Annotated in this window: 15 protein-coding genes and 2 pseudogenes; 6 read left to right on the top strand and 11 right to left on the bottom strand. The window is 68.1% G+C overall.

From position 1 onward, the window contains the following. Positions 1-11: 11 nt before the first annotated feature. Positions 12-1211: an acyl-CoA dehydrogenase family protein gene (locus BJF87_RS06310; protein ID WP_042375935.1), complete on the top strand. Its 1200-nt coding sequence runs from the start codon at positions 12-14 to the stop codon at positions 1209-1211. Positions 1212-1274: 63 nt separating this feature from the next. Here BJF87_RS06310 and BJF87_RS06305 read toward each other — a convergent pair. The 4 genes and pseudogenes from BJF87_RS06305 to BJF87_RS06290 all read right to left on the bottom strand — a co-directional run bounded on the left by BJF87_RS06305 (position 1275) and on the right by BJF87_RS06290 (position 6467). After that, a pseudogene (locus tag BJF87_RS06305) lies at positions 1275-2935 on the bottom strand (class I adenylate-forming enzyme family protein). Next, positions 2932-3696 (bottom strand): SDR family NAD(P)-dependent oxidoreductase, encoded by a 765-nt coding sequence (locus tag BJF87_RS06300; protein ID WP_006357877.1) that lies wholly within the window; start codon positions 3694-3696, stop codon positions 2932-2934. Before BJF87_RS06300 ends, BJF87_RS06305 begins: the two are co-directional and overlap by 4 nt. A 49-nt stretch (positions 3697-3745) precedes the next feature. Further along, positions 3746-4879, bottom strand: a complete 1134-nt coding sequence (locus tag BJF87_RS06295) for a thiolase family protein (protein ID WP_075862834.1) — start codon at positions 4877-4879, stop codon at positions 3746-3748. A 166-nt stretch (positions 4880-5045) separates the two neighbouring features. Continuing rightward, positions 5046-6467 carry an MFS transporter gene (locus tag BJF87_RS06290; RefSeq protein WP_006357875.1) on the bottom strand — a complete coding sequence of 474 codons (1422 nt, stop codon included), beginning with the start codon at positions 6465-6467 and terminating at the stop codon, positions 5046-5048. 392 nt (positions 6468-6859) lie between these two features. Here BJF87_RS06290 and BJF87_RS06285 point away from each other — a divergent pair, with 392 nt between their 5' ends. Next, positions 6860-8056: an acyl-CoA dehydrogenase family protein gene (locus tag BJF87_RS06285; protein ID WP_040004029.1), complete on the top strand. Its 1197-nt coding sequence runs from the start codon at positions 6860-6862 to the stop codon at positions 8054-8056. Between the two features lie 38 nt (positions 8057-8094). Continuing rightward, on the top strand, positions 8095-9252 hold the full coding sequence (locus BJF87_RS06280; protein WP_006357873.1) for an acyl-CoA dehydrogenase family protein: 1158 nt from the start codon (positions 8095-8097) through the stop codon (positions 9250-9252). On the opposite strand, the gene BJF87_RS27085 is transcribed toward BJF87_RS06280, so the two are convergent. Both BJF87_RS27085 and BJF87_RS27080 read right to left on the bottom strand, forming a co-directional pair. Beyond that, positions 9227-9646, bottom strand: a complete 420-nt coding sequence (locus tag BJF87_RS27085) for a DUF559 domain-containing protein (RefSeq protein WP_316042959.1) — start codon at positions 9644-9646, stop codon at positions 9227-9229. The two genes, BJF87_RS06280 and BJF87_RS27085, sit on opposite strands and share 26 nt — an antisense overlap. A 437-nt stretch (positions 9647-10083) precedes the next feature. Continuing rightward, positions 10084-10182, bottom strand: a pseudogene (locus BJF87_RS27080) (hypothetical protein); the annotation flags it as partial. A 178-nt stretch (positions 10183-10360) separates the two neighbouring features. On the opposite strand from BJF87_RS27080, the gene BJF87_RS06270 reads away from it, so the two are divergent. Next, entirely contained in the window at positions 10361-11245 is an 885-nt protein-coding gene (locus BJF87_RS06270) for an SGNH/GDSL hydrolase family protein (RefSeq protein ID WP_006357871.1), read from the top strand. 32 nt (positions 11246-11277) lie between these two features. Further along, entirely contained in the window at positions 11278-13083 is a 1806-nt protein-coding gene (locus tag BJF87_RS06265; RefSeq protein ID WP_006357870.1) for an ABC-F family ATP-binding cassette domain-containing protein, read from the top strand. A 14-nt stretch (positions 13084-13097) separates the two neighbouring features. On the opposite strand, the gene BJF87_RS06260 is transcribed toward BJF87_RS06265, so the two are convergent. Genes BJF87_RS06260 through BJF87_RS06250 form a run of 3 tightly spaced genes read right to left on the bottom strand, consistent with a single transcriptional unit; the run spans position 13098 to position 15977 of the window. Then, a complete protein-coding gene (locus BJF87_RS06260; RefSeq protein WP_006357869.1) occupies positions 13098-14249 on the bottom strand; it encodes an alpha/beta fold hydrolase in 1152 nt (383 codons plus the stop codon). Between the two features lie 49 nt (positions 14250-14298). Beyond that, positions 14299-15249, bottom strand: a complete 951-nt coding sequence (locus BJF87_RS06255) for a 4-(cytidine 5'-diphospho)-2-C-methyl-D-erythritol kinase (RefSeq protein ID WP_006357868.1) — start codon at positions 15247-15249, stop codon at positions 14299-14301. Between the two features lie 59 nt (positions 15250-15308). Continuing rightward, positions 15309-15977 carry an HAD family hydrolase gene (locus BJF87_RS06250; RefSeq protein WP_035750868.1) on the bottom strand — a complete coding sequence of 223 codons (669 nt, stop codon included), beginning with the start codon at positions 15975-15977 and terminating at the stop codon, positions 15309-15311. Between the two features lie 109 nt (positions 15978-16086). Between BJF87_RS06250 and BJF87_RS06245 the strand changes: the two genes are divergently transcribed. Beyond that, positions 16087-17079, top strand: coding sequence for an LLM class F420-dependent oxidoreductase (locus tag BJF87_RS06245; RefSeq protein WP_035750361.1), 993 nt, complete (start codon positions 16087-16089; stop codon positions 17077-17079). A gap of 143 nt (positions 17080-17222) precedes the next feature. On the opposite strand, the gene rsmA is transcribed toward BJF87_RS06245, so the two are convergent. Both rsmA and BJF87_RS06235 read right to left on the bottom strand, forming a co-directional pair. Further along, positions 17223-18125, bottom strand: coding sequence for a 16S rRNA (adenine(1518)-N(6)/adenine(1519)-N(6))-dimethyltransferase RsmA (rsmA, locus tag BJF87_RS06240; RefSeq protein ID WP_035750359.1), 903 nt, complete (start codon positions 18123-18125; stop codon positions 17223-17225). Beyond that, positions 18089-19237, bottom strand: coding sequence for a resuscitation-promoting factor (locus BJF87_RS06235; protein WP_187346474.1), 1149 nt, complete (start codon positions 19235-19237; stop codon positions 18089-18091). Before BJF87_RS06235 ends, rsmA begins: the two co-directional genes overlap by 37 nt. Between the last annotated feature and the right edge of the window lie 145 nt (positions 19238-19382).

Genomic DNA, 19382 nt, shown 5'->3' with positions numbered 1-19382 from the left:
AGAGTGGCACCATGACCGGAGTGACGCAACAACCGACCGCCACCTCTCAGGTGAGCGCGGAAGACTTCGCCGACATCCTGGCGGCGACTCGAGAATTCGTGCGTGAGGTCGTCGTGCCACGCGAACAGGAGATCCTCGACACCGACGCGATTCCCGAGGATATCCGCCAAACCGCCAAGGACATGGGCCTTTTCGGTTACGCGATCCCGCAGGAATGGGGCGGGCTCGGACTCGACCTGACCCAGGACGCCGAACTCGCCATGGAACTCGGCTACACCTCGCTCGCACTGCGCTCGATGTTCGGCACCAACAACGGCATCGCCGGCCAGGTGCTGGTGAACTTCGGCACCGACGAGCAGAAGGCCGCCTGGCTGGAGAGGATCGCCTCCGGTGAGGTCGTCGCCTCCTTCGCACTGACCGAACCGGGCGCCGGTTCGGACCCCGCGGGCCTCCGCACCAAGGCCGTTCGCGACGGCGACGACTGGGTCATCTCCGGCGAGAAGCGCTTCATCACCAACGCCCCGCTGGCCGATCTGTTCGTCGTGTTCGCCCGCACCCGCCCGGCAGACGAGAACGGCACCGGCATCGCGGTGTTCCTCGTCCCGGCCGACTCAGCCGGACTCACGGTCGGTGCCAAGGACCGCAAGATGGGACAGGAGGGCGCCTGGACCGCCGACGTCCACTTCGATGGCGTGCGTGTCCCGAACGCCGCGCTCATCGGCGGCAGCGAGGACGTCGGTTACAAGGCCGCGATGATGTCCCTCGCCCGCGGTCGCGTGCACATCGCCGCACTGTCGGTCGGCACCGCCCAGCGTGCGCTCGACGAATCGATCGCCTGGGCCGCGACCGCCACCCAGGGCGGCCGCCCGATCGGCGAGTTCCAGCTGGTCCAGGCCATGCTGGCCGACCAGCAGACCGGCGTGATGGCCGGCCGCGCCCTGGTGCGCGAGGCCGCCCGGGCCTGGGTCGACAACACCGACCGGCGCGTCGCCCCGTCGGCCGCGAAGCTGTACTGCACCGAGATGGTGGGCAAGGTCGCCGACCTTGCCGTCCAGATCCACGGCGGCAGCGGCTACATGCGCGACGTCCCAGTGGAGCGCATCTACCGCGAGGTCCGCCTGCTGCGTCTCTACGAGGGCACCAGCGAGATCCAGCGCCTCATCATCGGCCGCAACCTCTACAAGCAGGGCACCAAGAACGCCCAGCGCTGAGCTACGGAGAGATATAGCCCGAAACCGCGGTGAGCGCGGTTTCGGGCTATAAAACGGTCCGGGTCAGGCGTGCGTCAGACGCTCGCGCAGGGCGACCTTCTGGATCTTCCCGGCTGCCGAGGTCGGCAGTTCCTCCACGACGACGACGTCGCGGATCTTCTTGTAGGCAACACCTGTTCGGCGACGAACGCGGTCACCGCGTCCTCGTCGATGACGTGGCCGCCCTTGGGGACCAGGAACGCGACCGGTTCCTGACCGATCGGTCCGGCCTCGCGTCCGACCACCGCGGCGGCCGCGACGTCGGGGTGGGTCACCAGGATCTCTTCCAGCTCACGCGGATACACGTTGTAGCCCTTGTAGATCAGCATGTCCTTGGCGCGGTCGCAGATGTAGATGTAGCCGTCGGCGTCGCGGAAGGCGATGTCGCCGGTGTCGAGCCAGCCGTCGACGAACTGTTCCGCGGTCTTCTCGGGATGTCCGAGATAACCGTCGGTGACCTGCGGCCCGCGGACCCAGAGCTGTCCCCGCTCCCCGGCCGGCAGGACGACGGCCGGGTCGTGGGCGGCACGGATCTCCACCTCGGTGTCGAAAGTCGGGAGTCCGACGCTGCCGAGCCGGTACTGGCCTTTCGCGGTGAGCGGCGCCGAGGAGACCAGGCACGTCGCCTCGGTGAGGCCGTAACCCTCGACGATCGCCGCCGCGGGAAACGCCTTCTCGAGCTGCTCGAGCGTCACCAGGTCGATCGGGGCGGCGCCCGAGGAGACCACCCGCACCGAGGTCAGATCGCGCGACTCGACGTCGGGGTGGACGGCCAGTGCATGCCACATCGCCGGGCTGCCGGTCACATACGACGCCCGGTGCTGCTCGATCAGCGCGAGCATCCGCCCGGGTTCGAATCGTCCGGCGAACACATGCGTTGCGCCGCACAGCAACAGGAACGTCATGTTGATCAGCGCGTGGGCGTGGAACAGCGGTGACACGACGACGGTCGCGGCATCACCCGGGACCACTCCGCGATCGGAGCCCGCACGCGGTGTCAATCGCAGCAGACCGTGGTCGCCGACCTCGATCGCGTGCCCGGCACGCCACCCGATCATCTGGGTGGCGTTGCCCAGAACGTTGCGATGAAGAACCCGAACGCCTTTCGAGACGCCGGTGGTCCCACCGGTGAACGCCAGATGCGCGACGTCCTCGGAGGTCACGGTGACGGCGGGAGCTTCAGCGTGCCCGGCGACGAACTCGTCGAGCGAGGTTACCCGCACGCCCTCGGCCCCCAGGCCCTCGACCGCCGCGGCCGAACCGTCGACGACCACCACGGTGGACAGCGGCGAGTCGGCGGCGGCCGACAGGAGCCGACCGGACTGTTCGAACTGCGTGAAGCCGGCCACCGCACCCGTTTCGACGATCTGACGATGCAAGCCGGGTACCGGCTGCAACGGGTTGACGAGGGTGACCGTGGCACCGGCGCGCAACGAACCGTAGTAGGAGACAACGAATTCGATGCTGTTGGTGAGGTAGATCAGCACCACGTCTCGTTCGGCGACACCCGCCGACCGGAGCGCCGACGCCACCGCCGCCGACCGCGCGTCGAGATCGGTGTAGGTCAGCGTCGTCTCGCCGTCGACCACCGCCGCACGGTCGCCGTACAGCGCGGCCATGCTGGCGGGGACGACCGCCATGCTCGTGTCCGGGTAGTTGAGCGTCGTCGGCGTGCCGCCGCTCATCGCGGTGCCATGCGGATCGCGCCGTCGAGTCGGATGGTCTCGCCGTTGAGGTACGCGTTCTCCAGGATGTTGGCCGCGAGCTGGCCGAACTCCTCGGGGCGGCCGAGACGCGACGGGTTGGGGATGCTCGCCGCGAGGGATTCGCGCACGTCGTCACGTAAGCGGGCCAGCAGCGGGGTGTCCATGGTGCCGGGCGCGATGGTGTTGACGCGGATCAGCTTGCTGGCCAGGTCGCGGGCGGCCACGAGGGTCATGCCGACGATGCCGGCCTTCGAGGCCGAGTAGTTGATCTGGCCGATCTGGCCCTCGAACGCGGCGACCGAGGCGGTCATGACGATGGCGCCACGCTCGCCGTCGATGGGTTCGAGGCGCGCGATGCGCTCGGCACCCAGCGACAGAGCGTGGAACGAGCCGACGAGGTTGAGCTTGATGACGAACTCGAAGTCCTCCGCCGATCCGGCCTTGCCCTCCTTGTCGAGGATGCGCATACGACGCCCCGCGCCTGCGCAGTGCACGAGTCCACGCAGTCCACCGCGCTCGTCGGCGACATCGAGTGCGGCCGCGAACTGTTCGGCGTCGGTGATGTCGGCGGCGGCGAAGGACGCCGCCGAACCCAGACCGTCGGCGACGGACTGGCCGTCGGAGGACGGGAGGTCGATCAGGGTGACCAGGCCGCCGGCGTCGACGACGCGCTTGGCGGTGGCGAGGCCCAGACCGGAGGCGCCACCGGTGATCGCGACCGAGAGTCCCTTGAGTTCCATTGTGCTGTTGTGCCTTTCGAAGTGGGGTGACCCGGATCAGGGGTGTAGGTCAGAGGAGTTCGAGGATGGTGGTGTTGGCCATGCCGCCGGCCTCACACATCGACTGGAGGCCGTAGCGGATCCCGTTGTCGCGCATGTGGTGCACGAGGCGGGTCATCAGGATGGCACCCGAACCGCCGAGCGGGTGGCCGACGGCGATCGCGCCGCCGAGCGGGTTGAGTCGCTCGATGTCGGCGCCGGTCTCGGCCTGCCAGGCCAGCGGCACCGGCGCGAAGGCCTCATTGATCTCGAAGGCCCCGATGTCGTCGATCGACAGACCGGAACGCTTGAGCACCTTGGCCGTCGACGGGATGGGGCCGGTCAGCATGATGACCGGGTCGTCGGCGGCGACGACCGCGGTGTGGATTCGGGCGATCGGCGTCAGGCCATGCGATTTCGCCGTCTCCGACGACATGATCAGCAGTGCACCCGAGCCGTCGGAGATCTGCGAGGAGTTGCCGGCGTGGATGACGCCGTCCTCGGCGAACGCGGGCTTGAGCTTGCCGAGCGACTCCAGGGTGCCGCCGCGGCGGATGCCCTCGTCACCTTCGAGCACACCGGGGATCGGGGCGAGCTGACCGTCGAATGCACCGCGGTCGACGGCGGCGGCCGCGAGTTCGTGTGAGCGCAGGGAGTACTCGTCGAGGCGGGTGCGGTCGAAACCCCACTTCGAGGCGATGGTCTCCGCGCCCAGGCCCTGGCTGAACTTGTCGATGCCGTAGCGGTCGAGGACGGTGGCCGGCTGGTGCTCGCCGTTGGGGGCCGAGCTGCCCATCGCGACCCGGCTCATCGACTCCACGCCACCGGCGATGACGACGTCCTGCTGGCCCGAGATCACCGCGGCGGCGGCCTGGCTGACGGCCTGCTGACTCGATCCGCACGCACGAGTGACGGTGGTGCCGGGGACCGATTCCGGCCATCCGGCCGCGAGGATCGCGGTACGCGCGATGTTGCCGGCCTGCTCCGACGACTGGCTGACGCAACCCCACACGACGTCGTCGACGATCGCGGGTTCGACCCCGGTCCGCTCGACGAGAGCCTCGAGGACATGGGCGGACAGGTCGGCCGGGTGGATTCCGGACAGGGCTCCGCGGCGGCGTCCGATCGGGGCGCGGACGGCGTCGACGATCACTGCATCGCGCATGAGGTCTCCTAAGAATGTCGGGCAGTGGATGTGCGTTGTGGGTGGAACCGAGGACGTCCGTGAGCGGAAGTCACCCGTCCTATCGAGCCGACCACGAACGGGTCTGGCGGACAAGTCGATTCCCGCTCACGGACGATGAGGCGCTGCCTATGGGCGAGGTGCTTCCTCAGGCGGTCAGGACCGCATGCGGGCGCAGACGCTTGCGGTCGCGCACCGGGTTGGCGAAGACCAGCGTCAGCACGGCACAGACCGAGGCGACCAGTCCGAGCACCTGGAACGCGGTGGCATAGCCCTCGGCCGGGGTGGCCGCGGCGTCGACGATGACACCCGTGGCGTACGGCGCAACGAGGCCGCCGATGGCCATGATCGCCAGGAAGACACCGAGGGTGCCTGCGGTCTGGCGCGGCGGACAGATCTCCGCAACAGCTGCGTTGAACAGCGGGAACACCATGGCGGCGAACCCGTAGCCGACCGACAGGATCAGGACACAGATGATCGGGGTGCTGATCGACGGCAGCAGGAAAAGCATCACACCGGAGATCAGGACGCCCACCGACGGGACGACGATGCGGAGCACCCGCGGTGACGCGCCCTTGGTGATCATGCGGTCGCTGGTGACCGAGCTCAGCAGCATCAGGGCGAGGCCGACGATCGACGGGAACGCGAACATCGAACCGGACTGCAGCTGGCTGTATCCGAGGCCGTCCTCGAAGTACGACGGCAGCCAGGTCAGCACGACGGACACCAGTGCATAGACACTCATGACGAGCAGGGCTCCGGTGATGAAGGTCGGCGCGAGGAAGATCTTGATCCACGGGGTGGCCGGCTCGGCGTCGGCCGGGGAATCCTCACCCTTCTCACTGTCGTCGACCTTCTTGGTCTTGCCGCTCGCGATGTAGGGTCCAGGGCGCCAGACCGAGAGCCACACGACGGCCCAGACGACACCGGCGGCGGCCAGCGCGAACAGTGCCCAACGCCAGCCGAAGCTGACGGTGATCACGGTGAGCAGCGGCGCGATGGCGATCTTGGAGATCGACGCGGAACCGGCCAGGAGTGCACCGGGCAGCGCGCGGCGGGCGGGCGGGTGCCAGGCATAGGCGGCCGTGTGCAGCAACGCCGACGACGGCCCCTCGGCGAGGCCGAGGAACAGCCGGCTGATGAGGAGGACCGCAAAGCCCGCGACCGCGATCATCGGGAGCATCGCGGCGGCCCAGCACAGTCCGAGGAGGACCAGCGACCAGCGCAGCGTCATCCAGCGGTTGAGCAGGCCGGCGAAGAACCCGCCGATGGTGAAGGTGAGGAAGAACAGGCTGCCGACGAGGCCGATCTGCGAGGCGCTGAGGCCCAGTTCCTCACGCAGCGGCTTGGCGATGATGCCGAGCACGGCCTTGTCGGCATAGTTGATGACGTACAGGCTGACCAGCAAGGAGGTCAGGCTCCAGGCGGTGAGCCGGGATTCGCCGAGCGGGCCGACGCCGCCGCGCTGGGCGGCGAGCGTCTCGAAGTCGGAGGTGGTGGGAGCGTCGGCAGCGGCGGAGGCCGAGGGCTTCCTGCCGGGGCCGGATCCGGAGGCGGTCGTGACCGTCATAGGGGTGTACCTCTTCCAGGGGGAATGGAATCGGGGGTCTGGGGGACGATGCGAATCAAGTGTGGTGGATCACATCTGCACCCGATTGAACGGGGCGTGTTCCCGTCGCCGCAACAGGCGCTCGATGAAGGCTCCGACTGTCGCAGCCTATGTGTCAGGGGTCACAACGCCGTGAACAGGCCGCATTGGTCAGCCCTATCGGAGGGTTAGGCGCGAACACTGTCCGATCCGCTTCCGGAGACGGTCGTGGGTCATTGGCCCGCGCTATCGCACCCTTAGCGCATCGCGTCTACTTCCGCCGGACGCCGGACGGCATGCTTGGGTATGTTGCGTCCCACATCCGCCCGTCGGTGCGACCCGCACCGCCCACTCACGGGAGAGAACTCACCACCATGACCCGTCTCGCGCAGACCCTGGGCCTCACCGAGATCCAGACGGAGATCGTCGCCAACGTGCGATCTTTCGTCGACAAACAGATCATCCCGAATGCGCAGGAACTCGAGCATGCGGACGAGTACCCGCAGGCCATCGTCGACGGCATGAGCGAGATGGGCCTGTTCGGCCTGATGATCCCCGAGGAGTACGGCGGCCTCGGCGAATCGCTGCTCACCTACGCACTGTGCGTCGAGGAACTGGCCCGCGGCTGGATGAGCGTCTCGGGCGTCATCAACACCCATTTCATCGTCGCGTACATGCTGCGCCAGCACGGAACCGACGAGCAGAAGCAGCGGTTCCTGCCGCGGATGGCCACCGGCGAGGTGCGCGGCGCGTTCTCCATGTCGGAACCCGAACTCGGCTCCGACGTCGCGGCGATCAAGACGACCGCCAAGCGCGACGGTGACGACAACTACGTGATCAACGGTCAGAAGATGTGGCTGACCAACGGCGGGTCGTCGACTCTGGTTGCGGCCCTTGTCCGTACCGAGGAGGGCGAGGAGCGCCCGCACAAGAACCTGACCACGTTCCTGGTGGAGAAGCCCGCCGGTTTCGGCGAGGTGGTCCCGGGCGTGACCATCCCCCGCAAGCTGGACAAGATGGGCTACAAGGGAATCGACACCACCGAACTCGTCTTCGACGGCTACCGCGCTCCGGCCACCGACATCCTCGGCGGCGTGCCCGGCAAGGGTTTCGCGCACATGATGGACGGGGTCGAGGTCGGCCGCGTGAACGTGTCCGCGCGGGCGTGCGGAATCGCCCAGCGCGCCTTTGAACTCGGCGTGAAGTACGCCCAGCAGCGCTCCACCTTCGGCAAGCCCATCGCCGAGCATCAGGCCATCGCCTTCTCGCTCGCCGAGATGGCGACCAAGGTCGAGGCCGCGCACCTGATGATGGTCAACGCTGCGCGGCTCAAAGACTCCGGCGAACGCAACGACGTCGCCGCCGGGATGGCCAAGTACCTGTGCAGCGAGTACTGCGCCGAGGTCACCCAGGCGTCGTTCCGCATCCACGGCGGCTACGGCTACTCCAAGGAGTTCGAGATCGAACGCCTGATGCGCGACGCCCCGTTCCTGCTCATCGGCGAGGGCACCAGCGAGATCCAGAAGCAGATCATCTCCAAGGGACTCCTGCGCGAGTACCGCGAGCAGTAATCAATCCCCCTCTTCCCCAACACCTTTAGGAACTGACCATGCAGCGTCGCATCTTCACCGAGGACCACGAGGCCTTCCGCAAGACGATCCGCGATTTCATCGCCAAGGAAGTCACGCCCGTCTACCACGACTGGGAGAAGCAGGGGCACCCCCCGCGCGAGTTCTACAACCGGCTCGGCGATCTCGGCGTCCTGGGCATCGAGGCCCCCGAGGAGTTCGGCGGCGGTGGCGTCAGCGACTTCACCTACTCACTGGTGATCGCCGAGGAGACCTCCGCGGCCGGCGTCACCTTCGGCAGCTATTCGGTGCACTCGAACCTGATCCTGCCCTACCTGATGGAGTACGGGACCCAGGAGCAGAAGGAGCGCTGGATCCCCGGATTCTGTTCCGGCGAACTCATGTTCGCGATCGCGATGACCGAGCCCGGCACCGGTTCGGACCTCGCGAACATCGCGACCACCGCGAAGCTGTCCGAGGACGGCTCGCACTACGTACTCGACGGCGCGAAGACCTTCATCACCGGCGGCGCCCTCGCCGACCGCATCCTCGTCGTCGCCCGCACCACGCCGTTCGATCCCGAGAACCGTCGTGCGGGACTGTCGATCCTGGTGGTGGACACCAAATCCGAGGGCTTCGCGGTGGGCCGCAAGATCGAGAAGATCGGGCTCAAGGCGTCCGACACCGCCGAGCTGTCCTTCGACTCGGTGAAGGTGCCGGTGGAGGATCTGCTCGGCGAGGAGGGCGCCGGCTTCACGTACCTGAGCCACAACCTCGCGCAGGAGCGTCTGACCATCGCGATCGGGGCGTCGGCCACCGCCGCCGCGGCCGTCCAGCACGCCATCGCCTACACCAAGGAACGCGAGGTCTTCGGCAGGCCGGTCGCGGCGTTCCAGAACACCAAGTTCGTGCTCGCCGAGTGCTCGGCCGAGGTCGAGGCCATCCGCGCCATCGTCGACCGTGCACTCGAGCTGCACAACGAGGGCGAACTGACCGTCCCCGATGCCGCGCGCGCCAAGCTGTTCGCGACCGAGACCGCGGGCAAGGTCATCGACAAGTGCCTGCAGCTGCACGGTGGTTACGGCTACGTCCTCGAGTACCCGATCGCCCGCCTGTACGCCGACACCCGCGTCACGCGCATCTACGGTGGCACCAGCGAGGTCATGAAGACGATCATCGCGAAGGATCTGGGGCTCTAGGTTCCCGCTCTCGCCCAGAGTGCGGGATGAGTGCTGGATTCCAGCACTCATCCCGCACTCTGTGTTTGGCGTAGAGCGTATTCGACCTGCGCCGCAACGTACCCCGCTTCTCCAGCAGGTCCGCCCAGGTGAAGTTGAGAACCGTCCACCCGGCGGTGATCAGGACGTTGCGTCGGGTGCGGTCGGATTGGAAGACCTCAGTGTCGCGGTGGTAGGCCATCCCGTCGATCTCGACGGCCACCTTCTCGGCAAGGAAGGCAAAGTCGATGACGTAGCCTGCGGCGGGATGATTGGCGACCCACCCGGTGATGCGGTGCTCCTCGAACACGTCGACGGCGAGTCGCTCCGCAGCAGATCGGGCACCCGACCCGACCAGGACGAGCATCTTTCCCATCTCGGCAGCGCCTGGCACTTGCGTCGACGTTGATACACCGCGACCAACGCCTCGACCGTCACCTTCTCGCGCTGGAGTGCCCGATCGATCACGTCCATGCTGTCTTCGACAGCGCCCTCGAGGACGGACAGTGGAAGCGCCGTCACGCGAAGGCCCTTGTGAACGACGACGTCCGCGCCGCTCAGGGTTCGCCGGATGACCTTTCTGCCCTTCACTGCCGTGCCCTTCCAACTCTTGGGACCGGTGACCGTGACGACGGCGGGCCGCTTGGTCGCCACACCGTGCCACCAGGCCGCTGCCAGCCCGCTGAGTACCGCGTCATGAGACACCGACAACGTCGCGACCCGGGTTCGGGAGCGGTTGGTGACCGGATGATCAGCCAGGCGGTAGAGCCCGTGCGCCTCACGAACCCACTCCCCGGACTTCACCCGACGCGCGATCGCGCCGTTGCTCAGGCCGTGCTCGTGAGCCTCGTCGACGGTGACCAAGCCGTCATGGGCGAGGGCGAGGGTGCGGAGCGCCGTCGGTATCACCATGCTTCGTTGGACGCATATGGGCCGTTGCTGGTTCCGAAGTAACGCCGTCCCCACATAATGCGAAATCAGTGCCGAGAGGCAGCACCAATGACGCACTCTGCGTACGGGCGTGATCTGCTTGCCTTAATATTCGCTGAGCGAAGCAGTGGGTCGGGACGTGGGAAAGTGCGGGAAACAGTTGGTGCGGGAGTCTAAGCGCGGGGTACGTCTGCTGGCGGCGGTCTTGATCACCGCATTCGTGACAGCACTGGTGGCCGCAACGGCATCCCCCGCGCAGGCGGCGCCCGCCCGCTACACCGGCGGCCCGTACATCGCCATGGGCGACTCGCGCGCGTCGGGCGGGTTCTTCACACCGACTCCGGGCTACTTCGACGGCTGCAAACGGTCGGCGCTCAACTATCCGAAGTACGTGGCGGCGATGACGCTGCCGCGGCGCTTCGTCGACATCTCGTGTGCCGGGGCGCAGTCCGCGCATCTCTATCGCGCCGCGCAGCACACCCCGCGCGGGGCGAAGACGGCCCAGCTGAACCTGGTTCCCCGCGATGCGCAGCTCATCACCGTCAGCATCGGCGGCAACGACATGCAGTGGGCCGCGATCCTCTCGCAGTGCAAGATCCGCCAGCCGCTCACCGACCGACGCTGCCGGAACAATCCGCGCCTCGAGAACGAGGTCCGGTGGCGCGTGCAGCGCATGGAGGACCGCGTCACCCCGGCGCTGCGGGCGATCCGCAAGAAGGCACCCCGCGCACAGATCATCGTCGTCGGCCTCGGCGGGTTCATCGGCAACAGCGGTTGCTGGCCGCTGATCCCGCTCAGCGATCCCGACGCCCGGTGGATGCGGCAGGTGTTCCACCGCGCCAACGACGCCCTGCTGCGCGCGACGACCAAGGTCGAGGGCCGTTTCGTCGACGCCAATCGCGGGTCGCTCGGGCACGATCCGTGCAATCTGATCACGCCCTGGTACGAGAGCGCGCTGTCGAACCGGATCGCGATGCCCTATCACGTCAACCAGGCGGGAGCATTCGCGATCGCCATGATGATCAACGGCGCGATCCGCCGGTAGCTCGCACATGACCGGTCACTAACCTGGTCGGCGTGGCTCATCTTCTCGGCGCGGAAACCCTAGGTCTGGAATACCCGACGACCAAGGTCTTCGACTCGGTGTCCCTCGGCGTCAACGAGGGCGACCGGATCGGCATCGTCGGGCGCAACGGCGACGGCAAGTCGAGCCTGCTGGCGATGCTCGCGGGCCGCAAGCAACCCGACTCCGGCCGCGTCACGGTGCGCGGCGGGGTGCGCGTCGGCGTCCTGGACCAGGTCGACCGCTTCGACGACGACGAGACCGTCGGACACGCCGTCGTCGGCGACCGTCCCGAACACGAATGGGCAGGCGACGCGAAGGTCCGCGACGTGATCGGTGGACTGCTCGGCGACGTCGACTGGAATGCCACGACGGGTTCCCTGTCCGGCGGTCAGCGCCGCCGCGTGTCACTCGCCCGGCTCCTGGCCGGCGAACACGACGTCCTCGCGCTCGACGAGCCGACCAACCACCTCGACGTCGAGGCCATCACGTGGCTCGCCGACCACCTCAAGCGCCGCTGGCCCGCCAACGCCGGCGGACTGCTGGTCGTCACCCACGACCGCTGGTTCCTCGACGAGGTCTGCACGGTCACCTGGGAGGTGCACGACCGGATCGTCGAACCGTTCGAAGGCGGATACGCCGCCTACATCCTCCAGCGTGTGGAACGTGACCGGCAGGCCGCGACCATCGAGGCGCGGCGGCAGAACCTGGCACGGAAAGAACTCGCGTGGCTGCGCCGCGGCGCACCGGCCCGCACCTCCAAGCCGAAGTTCCGCATCGACGCGGCCAACGCCCTCATCGCCGACGTCCCGCCCGTCCGCGACAAGGTCGCCCTCCAGTCGCTGGCCACCGCACGCCTCGGCAAGGATGTCGTCGACCTCCTCGACGTGTCGGTCTCCTACGGCGACCGCGACGTCCTCGACGGAGTCGAATGGCGCCTCGCCCCGGGTGAACGGACCGGCATCCTCGGGGTGAACGGTGCAGGAAAGTCGACGCTGCTCGGGCTCATCGCGGGCACGGTCGAAGCGACCGGCGGAAAGGTCAAGCGCGGCAAGACCGTCAAGGTCGCCACCCTCACCCAGCGCCTCGACGACCTCGACCGCTTCCTCGACGACCCGGTCCGGAAGGTGATCGCCGACCTCCAGACCACCTACACCTTCGGCTCCGGCTCGAAGGCGCAGGAGCTCTCCCCCTCGCAGCTGCTCGAACGCCTCGGCTTCGACAGTGCCCAGCTGTCCACCCCGGTCAAGGACCTGTCCGGTGGTCAGAAGCGTCGTCTGCAGTTGCTGCTCATCCTGCTCGATGCCCCGAACGTGCTGATCCTCGACGAGCCGACCAACGACCTCGACACCGACATGTTGGCCGCCCTCGAGGATCTCCTGGACTCCTGGCCCGGCACCCTCATCGTCGTGTCGCACGACCGGTACTTCCTCGAGCGTGTCACCGATCAGCAGTTCGCCGTGATGCACGGCAAGCTGCGCCATCTCCCCGGCGGTGTCGACGAGTTCCTGAAACTCCGTGCAGCACAGCAGAAGGAATCTGCGTCCGCGACGCCGTCGGGCTCAAGCGGCTCGTCGAGCGAATCCACCTCTGCACTCAGCGGCGCGGAACTGCGGGCAGCGAACAAGGAGCTGGCGGCACTGGAGCGCCGGATCGACAAGCTGCACAGCAAGATCGACGAGGCCCGCACCGCTCTCGCCGACCACGACCAGTCCGACTATCAGGGTCTGGCCGCCGAGACCGAACGCATCCGGGAGATGGAGTCCGAACTCGCCGAGATCGAGGAACGCTGGATGGAGCTCGGCGAAGCCCTCGAGTGATCAGCCGAACCCGCCTAACGACCGAAGGCCTCTCGGACGGCCGCCATGACATCGGGCAGTGACCCGTCGACGACGCTGCTGTGGTCGGCGCGGGCATAGGTCTTCAGGTCGACGCTCGTGCCGTTGCGCTCCATCGCCGACCGCAGCGAACGGCTCAGCGGATACGGCAGGACCGGGTCGAGGATGCCGTGGGCGATGGTGACCTTGGCCGGGTAGCCGGCGGTCGGGACCTCGGCATAGGCACGCAGCGCGTCACGGAACCTCTGATCCTCGGTGAACGACGACGCGACAAGCGATCCCGGCGACACCGACCGCAGCGCGGCGACGACGTCACCGTTGCAGCGGGCGCGGGACCGGTCCAGGAACCGTTTGCCGCTGTCGGTGAGAAAGTCTTCGATCTTCAATTCCGGCTGCGAATGGTCGAGGCCCGCAAGGGTGTAGAGGAACGGCGCGCTCAGGACGTTGAGGGCACCGAGTCCTGGAATCCGGGGTCCGAAGAGACCGAACAGGTTCTCCAGAGACGACACCGGGGCGATCGCGACCGCACCCTTGACCGGGAGCTCCGGGGCATACGCCGGTTGACGGTGCGCCGCATGCAGAGCCGCGTGGCCACCCTGGGAATGTCCGACCGACACCCAGGAATCGCCGAGCGCGGCGTCGACCGACCGTGCAGCGCGGATCATGTCGATGACCGAGTACGCCGCGGCGGCACCGCCGAGATAGTCGGTCTCCCCGGCCGATCCGAGTCCGGCATAGTCGGTGGCGGTCACCGCGTAACCGGCGTCGAGCGCGGCCCGCACGGGTGCTTCGACCCCGTCCCCCAGCCGGTGCTTCGTGGGCGCACAATCGTCGGCGATACCGACGGTGCCGTGTGCCCAGGAGACCACCGGCCATCCCCCGGCCGGCGGTGTGCCGCGCGGGACCCAGAAGACACCGGTCGCCATCGCCGGACGTCCACGCTGATCCCGCGTCGCATAGGTCAGACGGGTGCCGGCAGCCGCTGCCGACGGGAGCTGATCGTCGGAGACGTCGGTGGTGGCGAAGACGAATCCGTTGTCGGGGGCCGCGGCCGACGACAGCGGCGTCGATACGAACGACCCGAGGCCGACGAGCACGGCGACGAAAAACGTCAACACGGCGGTCAGGAGTCTGCGGAGCACCCGCACTACTGTAGTGACTCGCCCGAGAAGACGAGGTCAGGGAGTTGTGCCGGTCTCAGTCCGTGCCGAGGACGCGGGTTCCCGGTGCGGGACCACTCGCGGTGCGGACCGCGCGCGCGACGCCCGCTCCCGACAGCTCGGCGGCGACGTTCACCGCGGATTGCTCGTCCGCACACAGGAACGCACACGTCGGGCCCGATCCCGACACGATCCCGTTGAGGGCACCCGCGTCCACCCCGGCACGCAGCGTGCGACGCAGCGTCGGCTGCAGACTCAGCGCGGCCGGTTGGAGGTCGTTGTGCAGCAACGGTGCCACCGCGCGGGGATCACCGGAGGCGAGCGCCTGCATCAGGTCGTCGGGGGAACGCAGGAAGTCGCCCTCCTCGTCGACGTCACCAGACCTGGTGTCGCGCAACCGGTCCAGCTCCTTGTACACCGCGGGCGTCGACAAACCCTCGCGCGCGAGGGCGAGCACCCAGTGGAACTCGCCGCGGGAGAGCACCTGCATCAGCTGCTCACCGCGGCCGGTGCCCAGCGCCGTGTTGCCGTGGAGGGCGAACGGGACGTCGCTCCCGAGACCGGCTGCGATCTCGGCGAGTTCGTCACGCGAGATGTCGAGCTTCCACAGATGCGCGAGCGCCACGAGAGCCCCGGCCGCATCCGCGCTGCCGCCCGCCATGCCCCCGGCGACCGGGATCGTCTTCTCGATCCCGATCGCGACGTACCCCGCACGGTCCGCCCACCCGGCCAGGGCCTGAGCCGCACGGGCCGCGAGGTTGGAGGCGTCGGCGGGCACCGAACCGGCGCCCTCACCACGAACTGTCACGGACAGCTCGTTGGCACGCGCGACCCGGATGTCGTCGTGCAACGAGAGCGCTTGGAACACGGTGACCAGATCGTGGTACCCGTCATCCCGGCGCGGGCCCACACCCAGGTGGAGGTTCACCTTCGACGGGGCGCGCGCGGTGACCGAGTCGGTAACCACCGACAGCGACGTTCGCGACACAGTGAGTCAGACTAGTCGGGCCGATACGGATACGCGCTCAGGGCTGCTCCGCGGCGATCTCAGGGCCGCCATCCGCGGCGCGCGAGTTCACCGACGTGGTCGACGACCAGGACGGCCCCGGCATCGCGGAGCTCGGCCTCGGCGAATCCCCCGGACCGGACCGCGACACACTCGGCGGGGAGCCGATGTGCGGAGGCGACATCCCACACCGTGTCCCCGACCACGATCGCCCGGCCGCCGCCGGCCTCCGTCAGCGCCACTTCGAGAATGTCGGGTGCGGGTTTCGAATCGTCCGCATCGTCCGACGAGGTGACCGCCGCCAGGTCGTCCCGCTCGAAGCCCATCACTTCCAGTGCGGCATCGGTGAATTCGGCCTTCCCCGACGATGCCAGCGCCACCCGATAACCGGCATCGAGCAGGCCCCGGACGAAGTCGACGGCACCGGGCAACGGTCGGACGTCGGGTACCAGCTTCCGATAGTGGCGCTCCCAGTCGTCGCGCAGCGTGTCGCCCAGCGACTCCTCGACCTCGTCGCCGCAGATCTCGCCGACGAGGCGGTCGCCACCCATTCCGATGGCGCGGTGGACCTCCCACCACTGCGGGGTGAGATCGTGCGCGGTGAAGGCCTGCATCCAGGCGAGCGCGTGGAGATACGTCGAGTCGATCAGTGTCCCGTCGACGTCGAGCAACACGGTGTCAACAGATCCGCTCTCGTTGGCCTGGGTCATCTGCACCTGCTTTCCGGGTCGGAGCACTGCGAGCCGTCCGTTTACCCGAACGGCTCGCTGGCTACACCGGAGCGACCGATCTCGACGAGAGACCCGCAGAGGAGATCTGATGACAACCCGATTCGGGTACACCCTGATGACCGAGCAGGCCGGCCCCAAGGACCTCGTCCGCTTTGCCATCGGCGCCGAGGGCGCCGGCTTCGATTTCGAGGTGTCCAGCGACCACTACTTCCCATGGCTGTCCTCGCAGGGGCACGCCCCGTACGCGTGGTCGGTCCTGGGCGCGGTGGCCCACGCGACCGAACGCGTCGAGCTGATGACCTACGTGACCTGCCCGACGATCCGCTACCACCCGGCCATCATCGCGCAGAAGGCCGCGACCCTGCAGATCCTCGCCGACGGCCGCTTCACCCTCGGCCTGGGTTCGGGCGAGAACCTCAACGAGCACGTCGTCGGTGCGGGCTGGCCCGCGGTCACCGACCGCCAGGACATGCTCGCCGAGGCCATCGAGATCATCCGCAAACTGCACACGGGCGACCTCGTCGACTTCCGTGGCGAGTTCTTCCAGGTCGATGCCGCGCGCATCTGGGATCTCCCCGAGCAGCCCGTGCCGATCGGCGTCGCGGTGGCCGGCGACGCCGGGATCGAGACCTTCGGTCCGCTGGCCGACCATCTGATCGCGGTCGAACCGAACGCCGACCTGGTCTCCTCCTGGAACGCGCAGGCGGCCACGGGGACGATCGACGGCAAGAGCACGCGTGCCATCGGGCAGATCCCGATCAGCTGGGACCCGGACCGCGATGCCGCCGTCGAACGGGCCCACGACCAGTTCCGGTGGTTCGCCGGCGGCTGGGATGTCAACGCCGACCTCCGCACCACCGCGGGCTTCGCGGCCGCGACCCAGTACGTCACCCCCGACGACGTGGCCGCCAACATCCCGTGCGGTCCCGACCTCGATCAGATCGTCGACGCCGTGAAGCCCTTCTGGGAGGCCGGGTTCACCGACGTCGCGCTCGTGCAGATCGGTGGCGAGACGCAGGACGATTTCCTGCGGGACGCCGCCCCGGAACTGCTGGAGAAGCTGCGCGCGGCGCCGAGCTGATAACTGCGCGCCGAGAGCTCAAGCGCTCCTCGCACCTCAGGCGGCTGGAGTGGGACCGGATTCCCTACTGCCGAACCTCATCTCGACCGACAGACGTCGATCGAAGTCTGGCGGTCGGGGTCGAAGTCGACCGGAGCGATCCGTCAGACGGTGCGGGCCAACCGCACGAAGTCGTCGACGTCGAGTTTCTCACCGCGGATGCCGGGATCGATGTCGGCGGCGCGCAACCGGCGCTCTGCCTCGGCCGGGGAGCCCGCCCAGCCGGCCAGTGCCGACCGCATCGTCTTGCGGCGCTGCGCGAATGCCGCGTCGATCACGGCGAACACCGTCTGCCGGAACACCGGGTCGATCGGATAGTCGTCGGTGCGCTCGATGCGCACGAGTCCGGACTCGACCTTGGGTTCGGGCCAGAACACGTTGCGCCCCACCGCGCCCGCGCGAGTCACACGGCCGTGGTAGCGGGCCTTCACACTCGGTACGCCGTAGGTGCGGCTGCCGGGCGGTGCGGCGAGCCGGTCGGCCACTTCCGCCTGGACCATCACCAGGGCGGTCGCGATCTCGGGGAACAGTCCGAGCAGGTGCAGCAGGACTGGGACCGAGACGTTGTAGGGGAGGTTGGCGACGAGAGCCGTCGGCACGACGGGCAGGTCGTCGCGGGTCACCTGCAGGGCGTCGGCGAGCACGACGTCGAAGTCGGCGCTCTGCGCCGGTGCGTACTCAGCGACGGTCTGCGGAATCCGTTGCGCCAGAATCGGATCGATTTCGATCGCGACGACCCGGCCGGCCGTGCCGAGAAGGGCGAGGGTCAGCGACCCGAGTCCGGGGCCGACCTCGAGGACGACGTCCTGGGAACCGACGCCGGAGGCCGTGACGATCCGGCGCACGGTGTTCGCGTCATGGACGAAGTTCTGGCCCAGTGTCTTGGTCGGCCGGACACCGACCTCGGCGGCGAGCTCGCGGATCTGCGCGGGTCCGAGCAGTCGCGGTGCGTCGCCTGGCGTGTCGTCGTTCAGCGCAGGCCCAACTTGGACGTGCACGACGGCCATGCGCCCCAGCCCTGCGCGGCCTGGGTCTTCTTGGCGATCGCGATCTGCTCTTCGCGGGTGGCGAGGTCGGCGCGCGGTGCGTACTCGAGACCGCCCCAGCGCTCCCAGGTGTTCTGGTCGAACTGGACGCCGCCGTAGAACCCGTTGCCGGTGTTGATGGCCCAGTTCCCGGTGGCCTCGCACTGCGCGAGGGCGTCCCAGACGGAGCCCGGCGGGACGAACGGCGCTCCCGGCTTGGTGCCGATGCGGACGGTGGCGGCGACGGGCTCGCTGAGCACCTCGCTCGTCAACTTGTCGCGCTTCACGACTCGTCCGTTCACCTTGGTGACCTTATACGTCACCCGCGCCTCACCGGGGGTGCCCTTCTTCTCGACGACCTTGCGGTCGCGGACGAGGGTGGGATCTTCCTTCTTGACCTCCGGCGGGGCGACCGGCTCGGTGACGGTGACGTCCTCGGTCTTGATGCGCGTGACGATGATCTTCAGGTCCGGGGTGACCTCGGTGTCGGCGGCCGGGACGACCTTGTCCTCGGCGCCGAGCGGCGTACCGAGTGCCTCCAGGAGGTCCTTGACGGTGTGGGCGGCGACCACCGGGCGCTTCTTGGCCGGACCGTCGACCAGTTGCACCGGCTTGGGGAGCGCGACGTCGATCTTGCCGCCGTCGACGGGCAGTTCCTCGGTGCCGAAGTCGGCTTCCTCGGCGGCGTGCTCCAGGCCCCGCTCCTCGAGCAGCTGGTCCACGGTGGACGCGTTGGTGATGATGGTCTCGCGCTTGCCCTCGATGTCGAGGGTGAGCTTCTTCAGACGGTTGACCTTGATGGTCTGGCCCTCGCCGAAACCGGAGTCGAGCGACGGGTTGACCTTGTCACCGTCGGCCGGGGCGAGACCCTCGGACTCGAGCAGGCTCTCCACCGACATCGCCATCGTGGAGACCTGACGAGTCTGCCCGTCGACGTCGATGGTGACGGTCTTGTGCATCGCGACGCCCATGACACCACCGGCGGCGACGGTCGCGCAGACGGCTCCCACCGCCAGGCGGGCACGCAGGGAATCGGTCCCGTTGATCTTGGAGAAGACCGACGTGGGCGAGACTGAGGGAGGCAGAGAAGGCAAGGCACAACAATCTGGTCGGGAACAAGGCGCCGCCGCGACCGGAAGACCATCCGAGCTGTTCGGGATGCGTGAGCATCGCAAGCGTGAACCGCTGAGAGCCGGATGTATCGCTCTGGCCGAGCGGGATCACAGTACGATAACGAAC

Source organism: Gordonia sp. CNJ-863 (assembly GCF_001942325.1).
Lineage (GTDB): Bacteria > Actinomycetota > Actinomycetes > Mycobacteriales > Mycobacteriaceae > Gordonia > Gordonia alkanivorans.
The sequence above is the reverse complement of the archived record's forward strand: the minus strand, read 5'-3'. Positions and strand labels throughout refer to the sequence as shown.